The organism is Flavobacterium algicola (assembly GCF_022399565.1).
Classification (GTDB): domain Bacteria; phylum Bacteroidota; class Bacteroidia; order Flavobacteriales; family Flavobacteriaceae; genus Flavobacterium; species Flavobacterium algicola.
The window spans coordinates 508222-526983 of the sequence record NZ_JAJTUT010000001.1 but is presented as its reverse complement, the minus strand read 5'-3'; the positions used below and the strand labels follow the sequence as shown (position 1 = coordinate 526983).

Here is an 18762-nt window from a genome sequence, read left to right as displayed (position 1 = left end):
TAAATCCTATGTAATTAGTCGAGTTTAAAATATATTTTTTTATTTATTTACCAAAGAAGCTATGGTAATGTCTTTCATAGCCTTTAAAGTTTCGTCTCTTATAGTCATTAATCCGTGTCGCAGTAGGCATTCAGATTCATCTGTACAGTCAGAACAACGTTCATAAAAATTGAGAGAAGCACATGGTAAAAGTGCTATAGCGCCATCAAATAAGCGGTGAATATCGGCCAAAGTAATTTCGTTTCCAGATTTTAAGAGATAATAACCGCCGTATTTTCCTTGCTTGCTACCAACAAAATGACCGCGCTTTAAATCCAATAAAATCTGTTCTAAAAACTTCTTCGGAATATTGGCGGCTTCGGCAATATCTGTAGTTTTAGAAATGTGATTTACATCCTGCTGCGCTAAGTAAAGTAATGCTTTTAGTGCGTATTTGGTTTTTTGTGAAAGCATGTGCTATGAGTAATCTCTTGTGAGGTTCAAGTTAATTTAAGCTAAAGATAAATAATTTTACAAAAGAGACAAGTTAATTCGAATCGGTTTATATAATTGAATCATTTTTATCTAATCAAAATCGGCGAAGTTGTGTTAAAGTTGGTATTTCCAAGCACGAAGCTCCAAGATGAATTACATAAATCAGCTTAATTTATTTTTCAATTCTTCCAGCTTTCGCGCAACTGTGTAATGTTGCATATTAAATCATTGCTAGTTTTTAAGAGCTGAGGTCATTATTTATGAAAACTTTAATTACTTTTGCGCTCGCAATGGTTTGGCTAAATTTTTCGATTTAGTCAACTAAGAGGGAATCAGGTATAAATCCTGAACAAGCCCGTTACTGTGAATTCCATGCAACATTTTGACAGATTATAGCGATTAAATTAGCGTAATCTAAACTTTTGCCACTGCATTTACTATAAATGTGGGAAGGCGGCTCAAAATGGGAAGTAGTCAGGAGACCTGCCATGCGTATCAATTGAAGCTTTCGTGGACCAAAGCTTTCAGCACAATACCGATGATCATAATTAAAAATTGATTTTTCGAATTTATCAAAACAGCACTATTTTATTAATAGAATAGACTATTTATGCGTTTATGTAACATTAAGCATTCTTACCTTTTACAAGGTGGACTGTACTTGCTTGTATGGATTTTATTATTGAATCCTATTTATGCGCAAGAACGTTCCCATGTTCTAAGTCAAGAATCAGATACTTTAAAACCACACCATTTGAGTGAGGTGATTCTTTATACTAGTAAAAGAGAATTTAAGATTGACTCACCAATGCCTGTGCAAATATTATCAGGAAAGCAACTGGAAAAGCTTAATAGTTTGTCTGTAGCAGATGCTATCCGATACTTTTCAGGTGTGCAGCTAAAAGATTACGGTGGAATTGGGGGTTTGAAAACAATTAACGTGCGCTCACTAGGAAGTGCGCATACCGCCGTTTTTTATGACGGAATGAGTATAAGTAATGCTCAAAATGGTCAAGTCGATTTGGGGAGGTATTCTCTCGATAATATTGAAGCAATTGAATTGTACAATGGTCAAAAATCAACAATTTTTCAGCCAGCAAGAGGATTTTTTGCTTCCAATACGCTCTATTTGCGCACAAAACTTCCACAATTTAAAGAGCATAAAAATACTAATATTCGAATAGGTCTTAAATCGGGATCTTTCGGATTAGTAAATCCTGCTATGCTTTTCGAACAAAAACTAGCAGAGAAAATTTCACTCACGGTTAGTACCGAATGGACAAAAGCAGATGGACATTATAAATACCGCTACCAAAAACTAAATGGCTACGACACAACTGCTGTTCGTCAAAATGGAGATATTGAGGCAATTAGAAGCGAACTTACGCTTCATGCGCAGGTAAGTGAGACAGCCAAAGCAACTTTTAAAGCTTATTTTTATGATTCGGACCGCGGTTTGCCTGGAGCAATTGTTGCCAATAATTATGAGCACGTACAAAGACAATCGGATCGAAATTTTTTCGTTCAAGGATCTTTTCAAAATTCGTACGCCAAAAAGTTTGAACTTTTAGCCAACCTTAAATTTAGTAATGACTTCAGTCGTTACATAGATCCCGATTACAAAACATTAGAAGGAGTGATGGATAATAAATATTATCAAAAAGAGTTCTACGCCTCCTTAGCCAATTTATATCACATTACTAAATGGTGGAAGGCTTCCCTAGCAACCGATTTTTCGATAAATACGTTAGATGCTAATTTATATCGATTTCCATACCCAACTCGATATTCTTATCTAGGAGCTTTATCTAGTGAAATGACTTGGGACCGTCTAGATATTCAAGCCAATCTGTTGGGTACCTATGTAGATGAACAAGTAAAAGAATACCAACAAGGTGATAGTCAACGAATTTTTTGTCCCGTATTATCAGCATCCTATCAACCTTTTAATGATAAAAATTTTAGAATTAGAGCCTTCTACAAAGAATCTTTTCGAATGCCGACATTCAACGATTTATATTACACTTTTATAGGGAACAGTTCTTTGAAGCCCGAATTTACTACGCAGTACAATTTTGGAAGTACTTATATTATCGAACCTGCTAAAGTATTACAAACAGCTTCTTTTCAAGCAGATCTGTATTACAACCGCGTGAAAGATAAAATTATAGCAATGCCATCAGCTAATCTTTTCCGATGGACGATGGTCAACTTAGGAGAAGTCGAAATAAAAGGAATTGATATAAATACCAATTTTGTATTCAAGTTACCAGCACAATTATTTTTGGATATAGGCATTAGTTATACTTATCAGAAGGCGATTGATATCACCTCTCCGACAGGCACCACGTATAAAGATCAGATTCCATACACCCCAGAGAACAGTGGCACGCTAACATCGTCTTTGAATTGGAAGAACTGGCAAATAAATTACAGCTTCATTTATACAGGTGCTCGTTACAGCCAGAAGGCAAATATACCGGTAAACTATGTACAACCTTGGTACACGAGTGATATGGCATTGGTTTGGACAGGTAAATTATTAAATATACCTGTAAAAACAGGTGTTGAGGTTAATAATTTTTTTAATCAGTATTATGACGTAGTGCTGAACTTCCCAATGCCTGGGCGTAATTATCGTTTCAACATATCTTTTAATTTCTAAAACAAAAAACAAATACTTAAATAAAAAACAAATGAAAATTAATTATAAATATGGGAGGTTGTTATTGCTTTTGGCAGTTGCATTTACGTCGTGTCAAGAAGACGCACCTTCAATTGAAGAAGAAGTAATAGAGTTGCCATCAGAAACGGTAGTGTCTGTGGAGGGATTTTACCTCCTTAATGAGGGTAATATGAGTTCGAATAAAGCTTCATTGGATTATTACGATTATGCAACAGGTACTTACCGCCGTAATATTTACAGTCAAGCAAATCCTGATGCTACTTTGGGTCTGGGCGATGTAGGGAACGATATTGGTATTTATGGTAACAAGATTTATGCAGTAATAAATAACTCCAATAAAGTGGAGGTTTTAGATGCCACCACCGAAAAACGATTGGCAGTTATTGATGTAAAAAACTGTAGATACATCACATTTGCAAGTGGTAAAGCATACGTGAGCGCATACGATGGAGAAGTAGGAGTAGGAGACAGTTCGCCAAACGGATTTGTTTCTGAAATAGACACTACTGCATTAAAAATTACAAGAACGGTACGTGTAGGTCGTCAACCAGAGGAAATTGCTGTTGTTGGGAAAAAGTTATATGTAGCCAATTCAGGTGGGTATAATCCGGATAATTATGAAAAAACTGTTTCGGTCATTGACCTAGAAACATTTACAAAAATAAAAGATATTGAAGTTGCTGTTAACCTTCACCGATTAAAGGCAGATAGCGATGGTGATTTATATGTGAGTTCTCGAGGTGATTATTACAGCATACCATCGAATCTTTTTGTAATTGATACAAAAACAGATGCAGTTAAAAAAGTATTTGATGTTGCTTGTGCTAATTTGACGATAGTAGGAGATAATGCGTATGTAATTGGATCTGATTTTAGTTACACCACTTTTAATTTTGTGATTAGTTACTCGCTAATAAATGTAAGAACAGAAACTTTGAGTACAGCTAGTTTTCTGCCAAAATCGGTAAGTGACCTTATTCAAACTCCTTACGGGATTGCAGTTGATCCTTTATCAAAAAATGTTTATATCACAGATGCAGGTGACTATGTGTCCCCCGGAAAATTGTATTGTGTCGACGCAACTGGTAACCTGAAATTTTCGGTGACTACCGGTGATATTCCAGCTCATATTGCTTTTAAAAACAAAACAAAATAAAAATTAATATTATTTAAACTATTGTTAAATGAAGAAAATTATTTTCGCACTATCCTTAATTTTATCTCTGACAGCTTGTTCTGAAGATGAAATAGCAGCTCCAGAAATTTCAATTACAGAACCTACTGGTGGTTTTGCAATTGATAAAATGAAATGGTTACGTATACAACCAGAAGTAAAAAATAGTCAAGATATTACTTATTCTTGGCTACTTGATGGTACTGAAGTGGCTATGAGTTCAAACTTTGAATATGTTTTTGCCGCAGCTGGAACGCATACTATTCAGTTAACTGCAAAAAATGCTGGAGGAATAACTACCAAAACTTTTATGGTTACAGTTAATGAGCAAACGTATATCAATAAGATAACAAAAGTATTTGAATATTTACCAGCTCCAGGACAATTTATCAATGTACTGCCGATTGCAACTACAGATGATACGGCAGAGACGATGAGAGTAAAAGCAGAAGAAAAATTAACTGCCAATAGTATGATTACGTTGGGTGGATTTGGTGGATATGTGATTTTTGGTTTTGATCATACGGTGATTAATAAAGAAGGAAACGATTTTATAGTTCTTGGAAATGCATTTGCCAATAATGCTGAACCTGGAATTATTATGGTTTCAAATGATGCTAATGGAAATGGATTGGCAGATGATGAATGGTATGAAATTGCTGGTTCAGAGTACAACAAAGACACCACAATTAAGAACTATGAAATTACCTATTACAAACCAGCTACAGAGCCAGCAAATGCTAGTGAGCCAAATTATATCAAATGGGTAGATAATCAAGGACAAACTGGATACCTTTCGAAAAATGCTTACCATAAACAAACTTATTATCCGAGTTGGAAAGGTGAAACATTGACTTTAAAGGGTACCTTTTTGAAATCAACTATGGCAAAAACAAGCTATTGGATCACTCCAGCCTATGAATTTGGATATGCTGACAATTGGTCTAATACCGATGCTAAATCACAAATTGACATAAGCTGGGCTGTAGATAAGGATGGAAAAGCGGTACAGTTAAAAGGAATCGATTTTGTAAAAGTTTACAATTCAAACCGAGCAGAGAACTCGTCTACAGGTGAACAGTCTACCGAAGTAGCAGGATTTAAAGATTTGAATATTTAATAATTTAAATGTAACTCACAAAAAAAGCTTCAGAGAGATCTGAAGCTTTTTTTGTTTATAGAAGAGCTAATAACAACTTAATTATTTGCAATTTATTTTTACCGAATAGTCGGGTTTTAATGGTTCATTTGTTTGCGCCAAACGTTGTGAGCCTGTATTGGCAGGACAAGCAATATCGTCTGTAGCATCATAGACTATCGTTTTTCCCGAGGCAATTAGTGCAGCGGGAACATAAAGCTGTACTTTAGTTACAGAATATCCCGCTGGGAAATAGCGAATGTAATAACCATCAGGGTGCAAAGTCCAGATACCACTAGGTACATCACTTCTAGATGGAGCCATACCAGCTATAATTGCGTATTTTTCCATTTCAGCATAGGTGTAATTCCCCGAAGCGACCATTTTTCGAATATTATTTTCAGCTTCAAACGCATCTTGGATGCCAGAAGGAAGTTTTGATTTGGCTTTGCTCATAACGCTCGCAGGTAAAACCCCAAGCATTCCACCTTCAAGATGTGTCAATTCCATCGGACTTAATAATGCCACCGCAGTAAGTTTTACTTGGCCACTATAATCGGCAAAACGTGTTCTCGCTATTATCGTCCATAACAGTACTTGAATATCGTTTTGATTAACTTCTGGTTTGGTCTCTGCATTCTTTAATATTGTAGTAATGATGTTATGCTTAGGACCTAAAATTGGTGCATACATATAACCATCTCCTTTTGATGGAGCATAAGTTCCAGCTTTTAAACAATAACTTTTATTGGTCATTTCAAAAAATCCTTCACAAAGTACAAATCCTCCTGTTGCAGCTTTTGGTAATAAGTATAGCTGTTGTGCATTTTTTACAGCAATTAAATCTGGGAATTTCGATCCCTTCATGTCAACATCGTCAAATGAAGTTGTTATTGCTGCAGGCTTTTTTAGCACCTCATCTAGGCCTAGTTTTTTAGTTCCCATTGCTGTTCCTACTTCTAGTATTTTGTCTTTCCAACCTCCAAATTGAGAATAACCAGCAGTGCTACTACAACAAGCAATTAATAGAATGATACAATTTAATTTTATTTTTTTCAATGTTTCTCAAATTTAAATTACCAAACAAATATAATTATATTCTTATGAAATTTTGTTAACTACAAGGTTATTATTTAGTTAGGTTTTATGCGCGAAGATTATTAGACTTTTGTGTATTTTATTTTAACGCATAAAAAAAACAGGCTATTGCCTGTTTTTAGTTTTTATTGTTAAGTTAAATTTTTAGATTACCAACTTCCGCCAGATCCACCGCCAGAGAAACCTCCGCCGCCAAAACCACCGCCGAAGCCTCCACCTCCAAAACCACCACCAGATGATCCTCCTCCAAATCCGCCGCCTCCGCCACCGCGACCAAGACTGCTTAAAATAATAGCATCAAGTAGGCTAGGACCTCGAGAACGATTACCTGAGTTACCACCACCGCTGCCGCCTCCTTTATTTTTAGAAGCTAGTATGAGGATGATGACTATAATCACGATAAATGGAAAAATCGGAAAGTCTTTTCCTTCTGCTTGTTTGCGTTCCCCTTTGTACTTACCATTGAAGACTTTAAAAAGAGCATCAGTACCTTTATCTAGTCCGTTGTAATAGCTACCGGCTTTGAATTCGGGAATAATAATATTTCTAGTTATTTCTCCACCAATTCCGGCTGTTAAACGGTCTTCCAATCCATATCCTGGAGAAATCCATATTTTTCTTTCGGCTTTTGCCAATAAAATAAGGACACCATTATCGTCTTTTTTTGTACCACCAATTCCCCATTGCTGCGCCCATTTTGGGGTTAAGATTCCAATATCTTCACCTTTTAAACTTTCGATAGTAATAATTACAATTTGAGTTGTAGTAGTATCGGCATAGCGAACTAATTTTTCTTCTAATTGTGCCTTTTCAGTACTACTCAAAACATTCCCGTAATCATAGACCGAAGTTTGCATTTTCGGAATTTCAGGGATGGTATATTGTGCAAATAAAAAACCGCTATTTAGCAAAAACAGAACAATTGCCAAACTATGCCAATTGGTATTTACTAGCTGATTTTTAATTTTCAGAAATGATATTTTAAAATTTGTTTTTTGCATTATTCTCCTTTAGATATTTCGTTCGATAATTCGTTGATGTCATCACTTGTGTAAGGGAAGTGCTTTTTCAATTCTTGTCCAGCACTCAGAATTCCATCAATCAAACCTTGTTTAAAATTACCAGTTTTGAATTGTTCTACCATTAAGTCTTTGGTGTTATCCCAGAAGTTATCTGGAACAATGTCATTAATTCCTTCGTCGCCAAGAATTACAAAATTTTTGTCGGCTACTGCTACGTAAAATAAAACACCATTTTTTTTGTTCTGTATTGGTCATTCCTAGTAACTGAAAAACGGCTAGGGCACGATCATAGTGGTCTAATTCTGTAGTGTTCTCAATATGCACTCTAATTTCTCCTGAGGTATTTAGCTCAGCTACTTTGATTGCGTCTACAATAGCACTTTCTTCTTCGGGCGTTAAAAAATCTTCTGCTTTTGACATAAATTGGGTTTTTTATAAAAAAACAAATTTCACAAACTGTCAACAATTTTGATCTGTAACAATTTGTGAAATAAGTTTTAAATTTAGAATATTAGAATTGTACTTCTACTGGTTTTTCAGCGCCTTCAACCGCATTGAAATAGGCTTTTTCTTGGAAACCAAACATTCCAGCAAACATAGAATTAGGGAATGTTTTGATGTGTGTGTTGTATGGTTTAACAGCTTCATTAAAACGAGTACGAGATGTCAAAATTTGATTTTCTGTACTAGCCAATTCGTCTTGCAATTTCAAAAAGTTCTGATTTGCTTTCAAATCAGGATATTTTTCAACAGTAACTAATAATCGAGATAATGAACTACTCACACCACTTTGTGCAGAATTAAAAGCTGCCAATTGTTCCGGAGTAATATTTGATGGATCAACAGTAGTTTGAGTTGCTTTAGCACGAGCTTCAATCACAGCTGTCAAAGTACTTTTTTCAAAGTCTGCGGCCCCTTTTACAGTGTTCACCAAATTTCCTATTAGGTCATTTCGTCTTTGATAAGACGTTTGTACATTACCCCAAGACTCTTCAATATCTTGATTTAATGTTACAGCTGTATTGTTAATTCCTTTAACCCAGCTATAACCAACGATAACGATTACAGCGACAATAATCCAAGGTAAAAATTTTTTAAAATTCATTTTTCTATTTAATTTAAAGTTTAATTTTTTGTTTTAATTCTATCAATACTTACTTTCAATATGTAATCTCAAAATTCAATCTCAGAGATAAAATTACAATCACAATTTTGACAGTGATTGCTATTCTTCATTGCAATTCTAAAGTTCATTTTTAATATTCGTTAGTTGAGTTCTAATTCCTTCCAATTTCCGAATAATTTCAAACTTATCCAATGTTTTCTTCTGTCCTTCTTTCAAATGCGTTTTTGCTCCTTCGAGTGTAAAGCCTCTTTCCTTTACCAAATGATAGATCAATTGTAAATTAGTCACATCCTCGGGAGTAAACATACGGTTACCCTTGGCATTCTTTTTTGGTTTTAAGATATCAAATTCACTGTCCCAAAACCGAATCAGCGAAGCATTCACATTAAAAGCCTTGGCAATCTCACCAATACTGTAATACCTTTTATCTTTAGAAAGCTCTATGTGCATATTCTTTTTTTAATAATTATTTTGTTCGAAAGTCAAACTTCAATTTCAAAAATCAAACTTCATTTATCTTTAATCAGCAATCAAAAATCGTTAATCAAGCGACTGATTCTCCTGATTTGCAATTTGTGAAATCGCAACATATTCGACCGCTGAGATATTTCCGTAATAAAAATTCAAGGGATTAACAACCTTACCATCTTTGTGCACTTCATAATGCAAATGCGGTGCTTCCGATCTTCCGGTACTTCCAACAAAACCAATTACGTCACCTCGCTTAATACGTTGTCCCGGTCGGCAATTGTATTTACTCATGTGTGCATACAATGTTTCGTATCCATAACCATGCCTAATCACCACATGATTACCATAACCCGACGCATTCGCGTCTGCTTGAGTAACTACTCCATCACCTGTTGCGTATATGGGAGTCCCTGTCTGCGCTGTAAAATCCATGCCTTCATGTCTTTTTCGAGCTTTGGTAAAAGGATCTGTGCGGTATCCAAAACCTGAAGCCATTCTTTTTAAATTTTCATTGCGTACTGGCTGAATGGCAGGTATAGCTGACAAAAGTTTGTTTTTTTCCTTTGCCAATTTTAATATCGCATCCAATGACTGAGATTGAATAGCCAATTCTTTTGCCAAAACATCTACTTTTTGCGTTGTGGTTAATACCAATTTTGTATTATCATAACCTTGCAATTCCGCATAACGATTTGGGTCTTTTATTCCCGACTTGCGTTCTTCGGTGGGAATTGGAGCTGTATTAAAATAAGTTCGGTACAAATTATTATCTCTATCTTCAATGGCAGCTGTAACTGTTGAGAGTTCTTCAACTCTTTTATTTAAAACCTCATAATTTAGCTTTAAATTTTCGTTTCTACGCATTAAAAGTCGGTCCTTTGGAGTATCAAAATAAGGTGTGTTCAATAATACAACAAAACACAGAAAACCAAACAAAGACGAAGCAACCAAAAACAACACAAAATAGGCAAATTTGTGTCTTTTCTTGGTTTTAATCTTCCGATATGCCAGATTTTCAGAATCGTAATAATATTTTACTTTCGCCATATTTTAAAATACCCTATTTTTGCACGTTCAAAAAGGTTAGTCGAACAAATTTAATAAATGTTTCATTTGTACCACCGCTTTTTTAAGAATAATAATAATAAGAGCCTAATCCAGCTGTGCGTTGCAAGTTCTCGATAGGTACTCTTTTTTTCTAATGAAACTGCAGGAGCTTCCTCCGGTCGCTCTGCCGCTTCAAGAAAAAAATAGAGTCCCATTCTCGAAGCTTTCCACTGCCATCTGGGGCACCAAAAAAATAGACGATTTGGTTATTTGCGTTTGATACCAAACGATTAACCGATTAACAGGATAAAAAATAAAAATGAAATCACAAGACATTCGCAAAGCGTACTTACAATTCTTTGAAAGTAAAGGACACTTAATTGTTCCTTCGGCACCTATAGTTCTAAAAGACGATCCAACCTTGATGTTCAACAACTCGGGCATGGCACAGTTTAAAGAATACTTTTTAGGAAACGCCACACCCAAAAGTAATCGTATCACCGACACGCAAAAGTGTCTTCGTGTTTCAGGAAAACATAATGACTTAGAAGATGTAGGTTTTGACACCTATCACCATACCATGTTCGAAATGCTAGGAAACTGGTCTTTTGGTGATTATTTCAAAAAAGAAGCATTGCCTTGGGCTTGGGAATTCTTGACGGATGTTTTAAAATTAGATAAAGACCGTTTGTATGTTTCTGTTTTCGAAGGAAATGAAGCTGAGAATGTACCTTTCGATCAAGATGCTTTTGATATCTGGAAGCAATTTGTACCCGAAGACCGAATCATTTTGGGAAATAAAAAAGACAACTTCTGGGAAATGGGTGATCAAGGACCATGTGGACCATGTTCTGAAATTCATATTGATTTGCGTACAGACGAAGAAAGAGCAGCTGTTTCTGGTTTTAGTCTTGTCAATGCAGATCATCCACAAGTAGTAGAGATTTGGAATAATGTATTTATGGAATTTAACCGTAAAGCAGATGGATCGCTAGAGAAATTACCAGCACAACACGTGGATACCGGAATGGGATTTGAGCGTTTGTGTATGGCTATGCAAGGTGTGACATCAAATTATGATACAGATGTATTTACACCACTAATTGCAAAGGTTGAAGAAATTACAGGGTTTAAATACACCACAAACGAAATCAAAGACGTTTCTGAAGAGCAAAATAAAACCAATATTGCAATTCGAGTTGTAATCGATCACGTGCGTGCTGTAGCCTTTGCTATCGCCGATGGACAATTGCCATCTAACACGGGGGCTGGATATGTAATTCGTAGAATTTTACGTCGTGCGATTCGTTATGGTTTTACTTTTTTAAATACAAAGGAAGCTTTCATTTATGAGTTGGTAGGAGTCCTAGCAGATCAAATGGGAGAATTTTTTCCAGAAATTAAAAAGCAACAGGCGCTTGTTACTAATGTTATCCGTGAGGAAGAGGCATCCTTCTTAAGAACATTAGACCAAGGTTTACAATTATTAGATAAAGTAATTGCTGAAACTAATGGTAAAGAGGTAAATGGTGCTAAAGCATTCGAATTATACGATACATTTGGTTTTCCTATAGATCTTACCGCTTTGATTCTTAGAGAAAGAGGTTTCTCATTAGACGAAGCAGGATTTGATAAAGCAATGCAAGAACAAAAATCACGTTCTCGTGCTGCATCAGAGGTTTCAACTGATGACTGGAAAATTCTAGTTGAAGGAAATACAGAGTCGTTTGTAGGATACGACCAAGTTGCAAATGAAGTAAAAATTACACGTATACGTAAAGTAGATTCAAAGAAGGATGGAGTTTTATATCAAATCGTTCTAGACGCTACCCCTTTTTATCCCGAAGGTGGAGGTCAAGTTGGAGACAGGGGGACATTAGTTTCTGCTAATGAAACCATTGAAATAATTGACACTAAAAAAGAAAATAATTTGATTTTGCATTTTGCAAAACAACTACCAGAAAATATTAATGCAAGTTTTGTAGCCAACGTCAATACCGATTTGAGAGCTGCAACGGCAAAAAATCACTCAGCGACACACTTAATGCATGAAGCGTTACGCACTATTCTGGGTACGCATGTAGAGCAAAAAGGATCGTTGGTGAATTCAAAAAATTTACGTTTCGACTTTTCGCACTTTTCAAAAGTGACTGATTCAGAATTGCAAATGGTAGAAGATTTTGTAAATGCTAGAATACAAGAACAATTACCGTTAATCGAGCGTCGCAATATTCCAATCCAACAAGCGTTAGACGAAGGTGCAATGGCTTTGTTTGGAGAAAAATATGGCTACAATGTACGTGCAATCAAATTCGGAAAAAGTATGGAATTATGCGGAGGAATCCACGTAAATAATACTTCTGAAATTTGGGACTTTAAAATTGTGTCAGAAGGAGCAGTAGCAGCAGGAATTCGTCGTATTGAGGCAATTACAAGTCAAGCCGTAAAAGATTTTTATACATCACAAGAAAACTTGTTGGGCGAAATTAAAACGACTTTAAAGAATCCGCAAGATACTGTCAAAGCAGTGGTAGCACTTCAAGACGAAAATGCAAAGTTGAAAAAACAATTGGAAGCCTTGTTGAAAGACAAAGCTAAAAACATTAAAGTAGAACTGGCTCAAGAAGTACAATTAATCAACGGAGTACAGTTTTTAGCAAAACAAGTAGATTTAAATCCTGAGGGTGCTAAAGATTTGGCTTATGAACTGGGGAATTTAGGAACCAATATGTTCTTGGTTCTAGCTACAGCCGAAGAAGGTAAGCCAATGTTATCCTGCTATATTTCGAAAGAATTAGTAGCAGAAAAAGGATTAAATTCTGGATTAGTTGTTCGTGAATTGGGTAAGTTTATCCAAGGTGGAGGTGGAGGGCAACCTTTCTTTGCAACAGCCGGAGGAAAGAATGCAGAAGGAATTAACGAAGCGCTATCGAAAGCAATTGATTATATAAAATAGTAACAAGAATCGAAAAGCCAGAAATAAAATCAATTAGTTTTTGGCTTTTCGAATTATATAAAGAATACCATAATAGTAATTAAGATTTATATTTCAGTAAATGAAAACTAAAAAACATGTATTTTGGTTCTTGTCACTCATACTATTTTCGTTTGTATCATGCACGAAGGATACAGATGAACAAGTAAAATTTTTAAAAACAATTGATCGAACACTTGATGGTGGGTCGAAAGTCACAACCTCTTTTTCTTACCAAGGGTCGCAAATATCAACGATCGAAAATAGTGATAGTTTAAAAGAGTTCACCTATACAATGGGACTGATTACAGCTATAACGACCACAAATAAAGCGTCTGCTATTCAAACTGTCGTTGGCTACACATATGAAGGAGGCAAACTAAAAACTGTATTATCTCCAAATAATTATGTAGTAAGATATGCTCACAATGCAGATGGTACTGTCACTTTTGAAAAATTTGACATAAGTGTTGCAAACACCGAAACGAAAATTCACCATGGAATTTTAACCTTCGATAAGGAGAATTTAGTTAAAGAAGAGCAAACTTTGGATAACCAACCTTCTGGAGTGGTTACGAAGTATGTTGTGAATTATGAGTATGATGAAAAAACGAATCCCTACAGCGCAATTACCGGTTATAATAAATTGCTTGACCAAGGGGGTGAAATTTCATCGAACAATTATTTAGTAAAAACAGTTGAGAATACTATTGAGTCGAATGGTCAAGTTATCTCTTCAGCTACTTTTTACAGCAACAGTTTCAAATACGATGAGTCAAATTATCCCAAAGAGAAAAATTCGTTTGTAACTATCGCTGACAAAGGACTTACTGTAAGTGAAAAAATAGTTTATATATACTAGTTGCAAATGGAATTTAGACTGAAAATACCAATTTTAAAAAGCAGTTATCCGATAGATTATAATTCGAAAATTGTTTCTATAGGGTCTTGCTTTGCAGTCAATATTGCCAATAAATTAGATTACTACAAATTTCAAAATTTTTGTAACCCATTTGGGATAATCTTCAACCCGGTTTCTATTCAAATTTTAATAGAACGTGCGGTGCAGAAAAGATTTTTTATCGAAAGCGATATTTTCTTTCACAATGATCTGTGGCATTGTTACGAGCTACATTCCGAACTTTCGAATCCAGACAAAGAGGTTTTTTTAGCAAATCTAAATAAACTTGTTAAACAGACCCATAGTCATATAAACGAGGCAACTCATTTTCAAATTACCTACGGCACATCTTGGGTCTATCGATTGAATGATAATAATCAAATAGTTGCTAATTGCCACAAAGTGCCACAAAAGGAGTTTACGAAAGAGCTACTTTCGATAGTCGCTATTCAAACAGCTATCGATTCTACAGTTAGTTTAATCCAGACTTTAAATCCAGGAGCTAAATTTATTTTTACTGTTTCTCCTGTGCGTCACATAAAGGATGGTTATGTAGAAAATACGTTGAGCAAAGCACATTTGATTACAGCAATTCATAGTTTCATTAAGACAGATGCGTTGTGCAGTTACTTTCCTTCGTACGAAATTATGATGGATGAACTAAGAGATTATCGATTTTATGCAGCAGATATGTTACACCCTAGCGAACTGGCTGTTGATTTTATTTGGGGGCGATTTCAGGAGACGGCTATTAGCGAATCAGTGTTTGATGCTATGGCAGCCGTTGATTCCATTCAGAAAAGCTTAGGACATAAACCATTCAATCTTGAATCGGTCAGCCATCAAAAGTTTTTACTCAAACTGAATAATAAAATTAATAATTTAGCAGTCGAATACCCAAACATTAAATTTTAATGATGACTACAGAAAGAAATATGCTCTCGTATTTTAACGAATTCAGAAAATGGATAATACTAATTTTGGTAGCGATTGTACTTTTTTTGGGATACCAATACTTTACCAAAAAGGAGGACAGTTCCACTGTTGAATACGATACCGCTCTAATTGAACAACAAATAAAGAATGTTGGAAAATTGGTAGTGACAGAAGGCCATTTTGCCGAGGTACTAACTTACAAAGACAATAAAAAATATTTAGGCAATTTAATCGCTTTTGAAAAGAAAGCCTTAGTCATCGTTAACGCAGATGTAACAGTTGGGTTTGATTTGAGTTTGGTGAAGTATGATATTGATTCTATAAATAAAGTGGTTAACATTGTTAACATTCCAAAAGAAGAAATCAAAATAAGTACCGATCTTAAATATTACGATACAGAATCGAGTCGTATGAATGAATTTACGGGTGATGATTACAACAAAATTGCAAAAATCGCAAAAGCAAACATTGCCAAGAAAGTAGAAAGCTCCTCCCTGAAGAAAAATGCAAAAAATCGATTCGTGTCTGAATTGTCAAAATTACTGATTGTGACAAAATCCATGGGTTGGAAATTGCAGTACGACGGTGAAGCAGTGAATGATGATTCTGATTTGGATGTAAAGATCAAAGGATAATAAAACGCTTTAGTAGTTTGATACAATAATACATTTAGTAAAATAAAAACAAAAGCTACAACTTAGATAGGTTGTAGCTTTTGTTTTTTAATAGCAAGAACAATCTACTCAACTTCAAATAACAATATTTGAGTCTTTTGTTTGTCAGAGAAATTGTTGTCACTTACAAATAAAATTGATTGCTTGCCATTGGATAATTTAGGACCAAAAGTAATCCCTTCGATGTTGTCAATAAAAATCCCTAAGTCATCCATGTCTAAGACTAATTTTTTGGTAGCAAGTTTAATATCTTGATTTTGCAGCGAAGCCATGTTTTTTACATTAGTCGCTTTCGATATGTCTGACAAATACACTTTTATTGAGCAGGATTGTCTCCCTACAGAATAAGAGCGTTCTACCGTTAATAGGCGATTTTGGTCATAATATAAAATAGACGATATTCCGTTTACCGCAAAGCCATTTGCAGGAATAGGTTCCGTTGCAATCGGCTCCAAAAGATAGGCGTACTGCGCTGTATTTTGTTTTGATTTTACGTCAAATTGATAAAACCGAATCAAACCTCCAGCAGAAGTAGTTGCTTTTGCACCATCTTCATAAAGTGGTTCTTCGATATTTGTATAAAGTGTTTTGTACTCCTTATCAAAAGTTAGACCTTCGAGAACACCATTATTGCGCGGTCCTTTTTCTTCTATTTTCATTTTTAAATTAGAAGGTAATGTATAGGTGTCACTGTAAATTCCGTTTAATGTCGCCTCTTGCAAGGTTGGGTCTTGTAGAATTGTGGTATTTTTTGAAACTACGCGTGCACCTTCACTGCTCCATGCCACAGTTTTTGTTTTTGAGTTATAACGCAATTCTTCGGGATCGGAAGAAGTGTCTGGAAATTTGTCATAATCGCTGTAACTTTCTCCTTTGGCATTTTTTAATGTTACTACATTTTGAAAATCCACACTTTCAATTTTATTTGATTGTAAAGGGATTTTGGCAGTGTAAAACCGAGCATCGTTAAAGCTTGACTTATCATCACAAATAAAGTAGTACAGTTCATTATCAGCGTCGTAATCAATACTTGATAAACCGCCAACCAAAGTGTTTTTAAATTCTGTATTGTAGGGAACTTCAACAGCATCTACAAATTTTAAAGTAGGAGCTTCATTTTTATCAGTTGATGTTTTAAGACCACTGCAAGAAAGAATGCTTAAAGTTGATAATGCAAGAAAAAATAATTTACGCATGAGGAAATATATTAGTTTTTGATAGTATTGTTTTGCGCTTCATTTCGAAAATAATTGATTTTATAATGAAACATATCTGCCATGTTTTTGGCTCTTAATTTCGCTTCATCTGCTATAGCACCCGTAAATAAATTATCTACTGTTGCAATAAAGATTTCCATCCAGCGATCAAAATGTTCTTTCTCAACTGGAAGATGCTTGTGGGGTGGAAACGGACTTCCCGAATACGTATGAACTTCGAGTAAAATTGTTTGCCAGAAACGGTACATTTTCTCCAGATGATCAGGCCAGCGATTTGCGATTTTCTCATTAAAAATCGGTCCGATAAATGGATCTTCTTGTACTTTTGAATAAAAAGTATTTACCAATAACTTTATATCTTCAATGGTTTTGATATCTTCTAGAGGCATAATATTGTTTTTGATGTATAATTTCACTTTATCTTATTAACCAATAAGTTGCGTGTAAAGCTCAGGCAATTCATTAAGATACTTGTATTCAAATCCTGTTTTAGTCATATTTGATCTTATCGGATTAATGTCATCTCTATTTTTTAATTCTAAGCCAACGACAACTGAGCCTACTTCGCGATTGGTTTTTTTATTGTATTGAAAGTAAGTGATGTCATCTGTAGGTCCCAAAATATCATTTACAAACTCTTTTAAAGCTCCGGGACGTTGTGGAAACTGAATTAAAAAGTAATGCATTAATCCTTCATAAAGCAGAGATCGTTCTTTGATTTCGGCTGTACGTTCGATATCATTATTACTACCACTTACTACACAAACTACAGTTTTTCCTTTTATTTCTTTTTTATAAAATTCAAGGGCCGCAATGGTTAAGGCTCCTGCAGGTTCAACAACCATAGCTTCCTCATTATACAAGCGCAAAATTGTAGTGCATACTTTTCCTTCGGGTACCAAAACGATATCGCTTAGATTTTTTTGGCAAATTTCAAACGTGTGCTGTCCTACTTGTTTTACGGCAGCACCATCAACAAATTTGTCAATAGATTGCAAAACCGTGTTTTGACCACGTGCGATAGAATTTTGCATAGCTGGAGCCCCTTTTGGTTCGACTCCGATAATATGGGTTTTGGGGCTTAATTGCTTAAAAACAGTCGAAACTCCCGCTGCTAGTCCACCGCCGCCAATAGGTAAAAATAAATAGTCAATTGGGTTTTTAAAAGCTTCCAAAATTTCGAGACCTACCGTACCTTGGCCCGCAATAACTTTAGGATCATCAAAAGGGTGAATGAATATTTTATTATTTTTGGTAGCATCTTCCATTGCGGCGGCAAATGCATCGTCAAATGTGTCTCCTGTCAAAACAATTTCGACAAATGACTTTCCAAATAATTGGACCTGCTTTACCTTTTGCTTAGGCGTTGTGCTAGGCATGTATATTGTACCTTTTATTTCGAGCAAATGACAAGAATAAGCCACACCCTGAGCATGATTACCTGCACTGGCACATACAATAGCTTGTTGTTTCTCACTATCATTCAAACTACTAATTTTATTGTAAGCTCCACGAATTTTATAAGAACGTACAATCTGCAAATCCTCTCTTTTTAGTAATATAGTAGCACCAAATTCATCAGATAAATTCAGGTTTTTTTGGAGAGGGGTACTTGGTACAACATCTTTTAATTGTAATTGGGCAGCTTCTACTTCGGCAAACAAATTCATTTTTTTCTTTTTTAAATAAAAAAAAACCTCTCAAAGCGAGAGGTTGATTTTATTAAGTTTATCATAGACTCGTATAAATAACATCTTTACATCAATATAAAATACAATGTGGTTAAAATGGTATTAATAGTAGTTAATTCGGGTCAATAGTTTA

Annotated in this window: 16 protein-coding genes, 1 pseudogene and 1 riboswitch; of the genes and pseudogenes, 7 read left to right on the top strand and 10 right to left on the bottom strand. The window is 35.1% G+C overall.

What is annotated here, in order from left to right; all coding sequences use genetic code 11:
* Positions 1–39 precede the first annotated feature (39 nt).
* The gene (locus tag LXH21_RS02315; RefSeq protein WP_239862400.1) at positions 40–453 is read right to left on the bottom strand and encodes an RrF2 family transcriptional regulator; all 414 of its coding nucleotides are present in this window, start codon (positions 451–453) and stop codon (positions 40–42) included.
* Between the two features lie 295 nt (positions 454–748).
* Positions 749–979, top strand: a riboswitch (cobalamin riboswitch).
* Between the two features lie 105 nt (positions 980–1084).
* On the opposite strand from LXH21_RS02315, the gene LXH21_RS02310 reads away from it, so the two are divergent.
* The 3 genes from LXH21_RS02310 to LXH21_RS02300 are packed head-to-tail and all read left to right on the top strand — an operon-like array spanning position 1085 to position 5454.
* Positions 1085–3139, top strand: coding sequence for a TonB-dependent receptor plug domain-containing protein (locus tag LXH21_RS02310; RefSeq protein WP_239862399.1), 2055 nt, complete (start codon positions 1085–1087; stop codon positions 3137–3139).
* Positions 3140–3170: 31 nt separating this feature from the next.
* Positions 3171–4316 (top strand): YncE family protein, encoded by a 1146-nt coding sequence (locus LXH21_RS02305; RefSeq protein ID WP_239862398.1) that lies wholly within the window; start codon positions 3171–3173, stop codon positions 4314–4316.
* A gap of 28 nt (positions 4317–4344) precedes the next feature.
* A complete protein-coding gene (locus LXH21_RS02300; protein ID WP_239862396.1) occupies positions 4345–5454 on the top strand; it encodes a PKD-like domain-containing protein in 1110 nt (369 codons plus the stop codon).
* Between the two features lie 81 nt (positions 5455–5535).
* Here LXH21_RS02300 and LXH21_RS02295 read toward each other — a convergent pair whose 3' ends face one another.
* From LXH21_RS02295 to LXH21_RS02270, 6 genes and pseudogenes are all read right to left on the bottom strand, one after another.
* A complete protein-coding gene (locus LXH21_RS02295; RefSeq protein WP_239862394.1) occupies positions 5536–6531 on the bottom strand; it encodes a hypothetical protein in 996 nt (331 codons plus the stop codon).
* 188 nt (positions 6532–6719) lie between these two features.
* Positions 6720–7571 (bottom strand): TPM domain-containing protein, encoded by an 852-nt coding sequence (locus LXH21_RS02290; RefSeq protein ID WP_239862392.1) that lies wholly within the window; start codon positions 7569–7571, stop codon positions 6720–6722.
* Positions 7571–8012 (bottom strand): annotated as a pseudogene (locus tag LXH21_RS02285) (TPM domain-containing protein). Before LXH21_RS02285 ends, LXH21_RS02290 begins: the two are co-directional and overlap by 1 nt.
* Positions 8013–8103: 91 nt before the next feature.
* Positions 8104–8697, bottom strand: a complete 594-nt coding sequence (locus LXH21_RS02280; RefSeq protein WP_239862390.1) for a LemA family protein — start codon at positions 8695–8697, stop codon at positions 8104–8106.
* Positions 8698–8835: 138 nt separating this feature from the next.
* A complete protein-coding gene (locus LXH21_RS02275; protein ID WP_239862389.1) occupies positions 8836–9168 on the bottom strand; it encodes a MerR family transcriptional regulator in 333 nt (110 codons plus the stop codon).
* A gap of 90 nt (positions 9169–9258) precedes the next feature.
* Positions 9259–10236 carry a M23 family metallopeptidase gene (locus LXH21_RS02270; protein ID WP_239862388.1) on the bottom strand — a complete coding sequence of 326 codons (978 nt, stop codon included), beginning with the start codon at positions 10234–10236 and terminating at the stop codon, positions 9259–9261.
* 319 nt (positions 10237–10555) lie between these two features.
* Here LXH21_RS02270 and alaS point away from each other — a divergent pair, with 319 nt between their 5' ends.
* The 4 genes from alaS (at position 10556) to LXH21_RS02250 (ending at position 15682) form a co-directional block, all read left to right on the top strand.
* The gene (gene alaS / locus LXH21_RS02265) at positions 10556–13192 is read left to right on the top strand and encodes an alanine--tRNA ligase (RefSeq protein WP_239862386.1); all 2637 of its coding nucleotides are present in this window, start codon (positions 10556–10558) and stop codon (positions 13190–13192) included.
* Between the two features lie 100 nt (positions 13193–13292).
* Entirely contained in the window at positions 13293–14072 is a 780-nt protein-coding gene (locus tag LXH21_RS02260) for a hypothetical protein (RefSeq protein ID WP_239862384.1), read from the top strand.
* A 6-nt stretch (positions 14073–14078) separates the two neighbouring features.
* Positions 14079–15026, top strand: a complete 948-nt coding sequence (locus LXH21_RS02255) for a GSCFA domain-containing protein (RefSeq protein ID WP_239862382.1) — start codon at positions 14079–14081, stop codon at positions 15024–15026.
* A complete protein-coding gene (locus tag LXH21_RS02250) occupies positions 15026–15682 on the top strand; it encodes a DUF4230 domain-containing protein (protein ID WP_239862381.1) in 657 nt (218 codons plus the stop codon). Before LXH21_RS02255 ends, LXH21_RS02250 begins: the two co-directional genes overlap by 1 nt.
* 104 nt (positions 15683–15786) lie before the next feature.
* Here LXH21_RS02250 and LXH21_RS02245 read toward each other — a convergent pair whose 3' ends face one another.
* Genes LXH21_RS02245 through ilvA form a run of 3 tightly spaced genes read right to left on the bottom strand, consistent with a single transcriptional unit; the run spans position 15787 to position 18608 of the window.
* Complete coding sequence (locus LXH21_RS02245) at positions 15787–16917, bottom strand: esterase-like activity of phytase family protein (RefSeq protein WP_239862380.1); 1131 nt, start codon at positions 16915–16917, stop codon at positions 15787–15789.
* Between the two features lie 11 nt (positions 16918–16928).
* Complete coding sequence (locus LXH21_RS02240; protein WP_239862379.1) at positions 16929–17327, bottom strand: group III truncated hemoglobin; 399 nt, start codon at positions 17325–17327, stop codon at positions 16929–16931.
* 36 nt (positions 17328–17363) lie between these two features.
* Positions 17364–18608 (bottom strand): threonine ammonia-lyase IlvA, encoded by a 1245-nt coding sequence (gene ilvA, locus LXH21_RS02235; RefSeq protein WP_239862378.1) that lies wholly within the window; start codon positions 18606–18608, stop codon positions 17364–17366.
* Positions 18609–18762 lie beyond the last annotated feature (154 nt).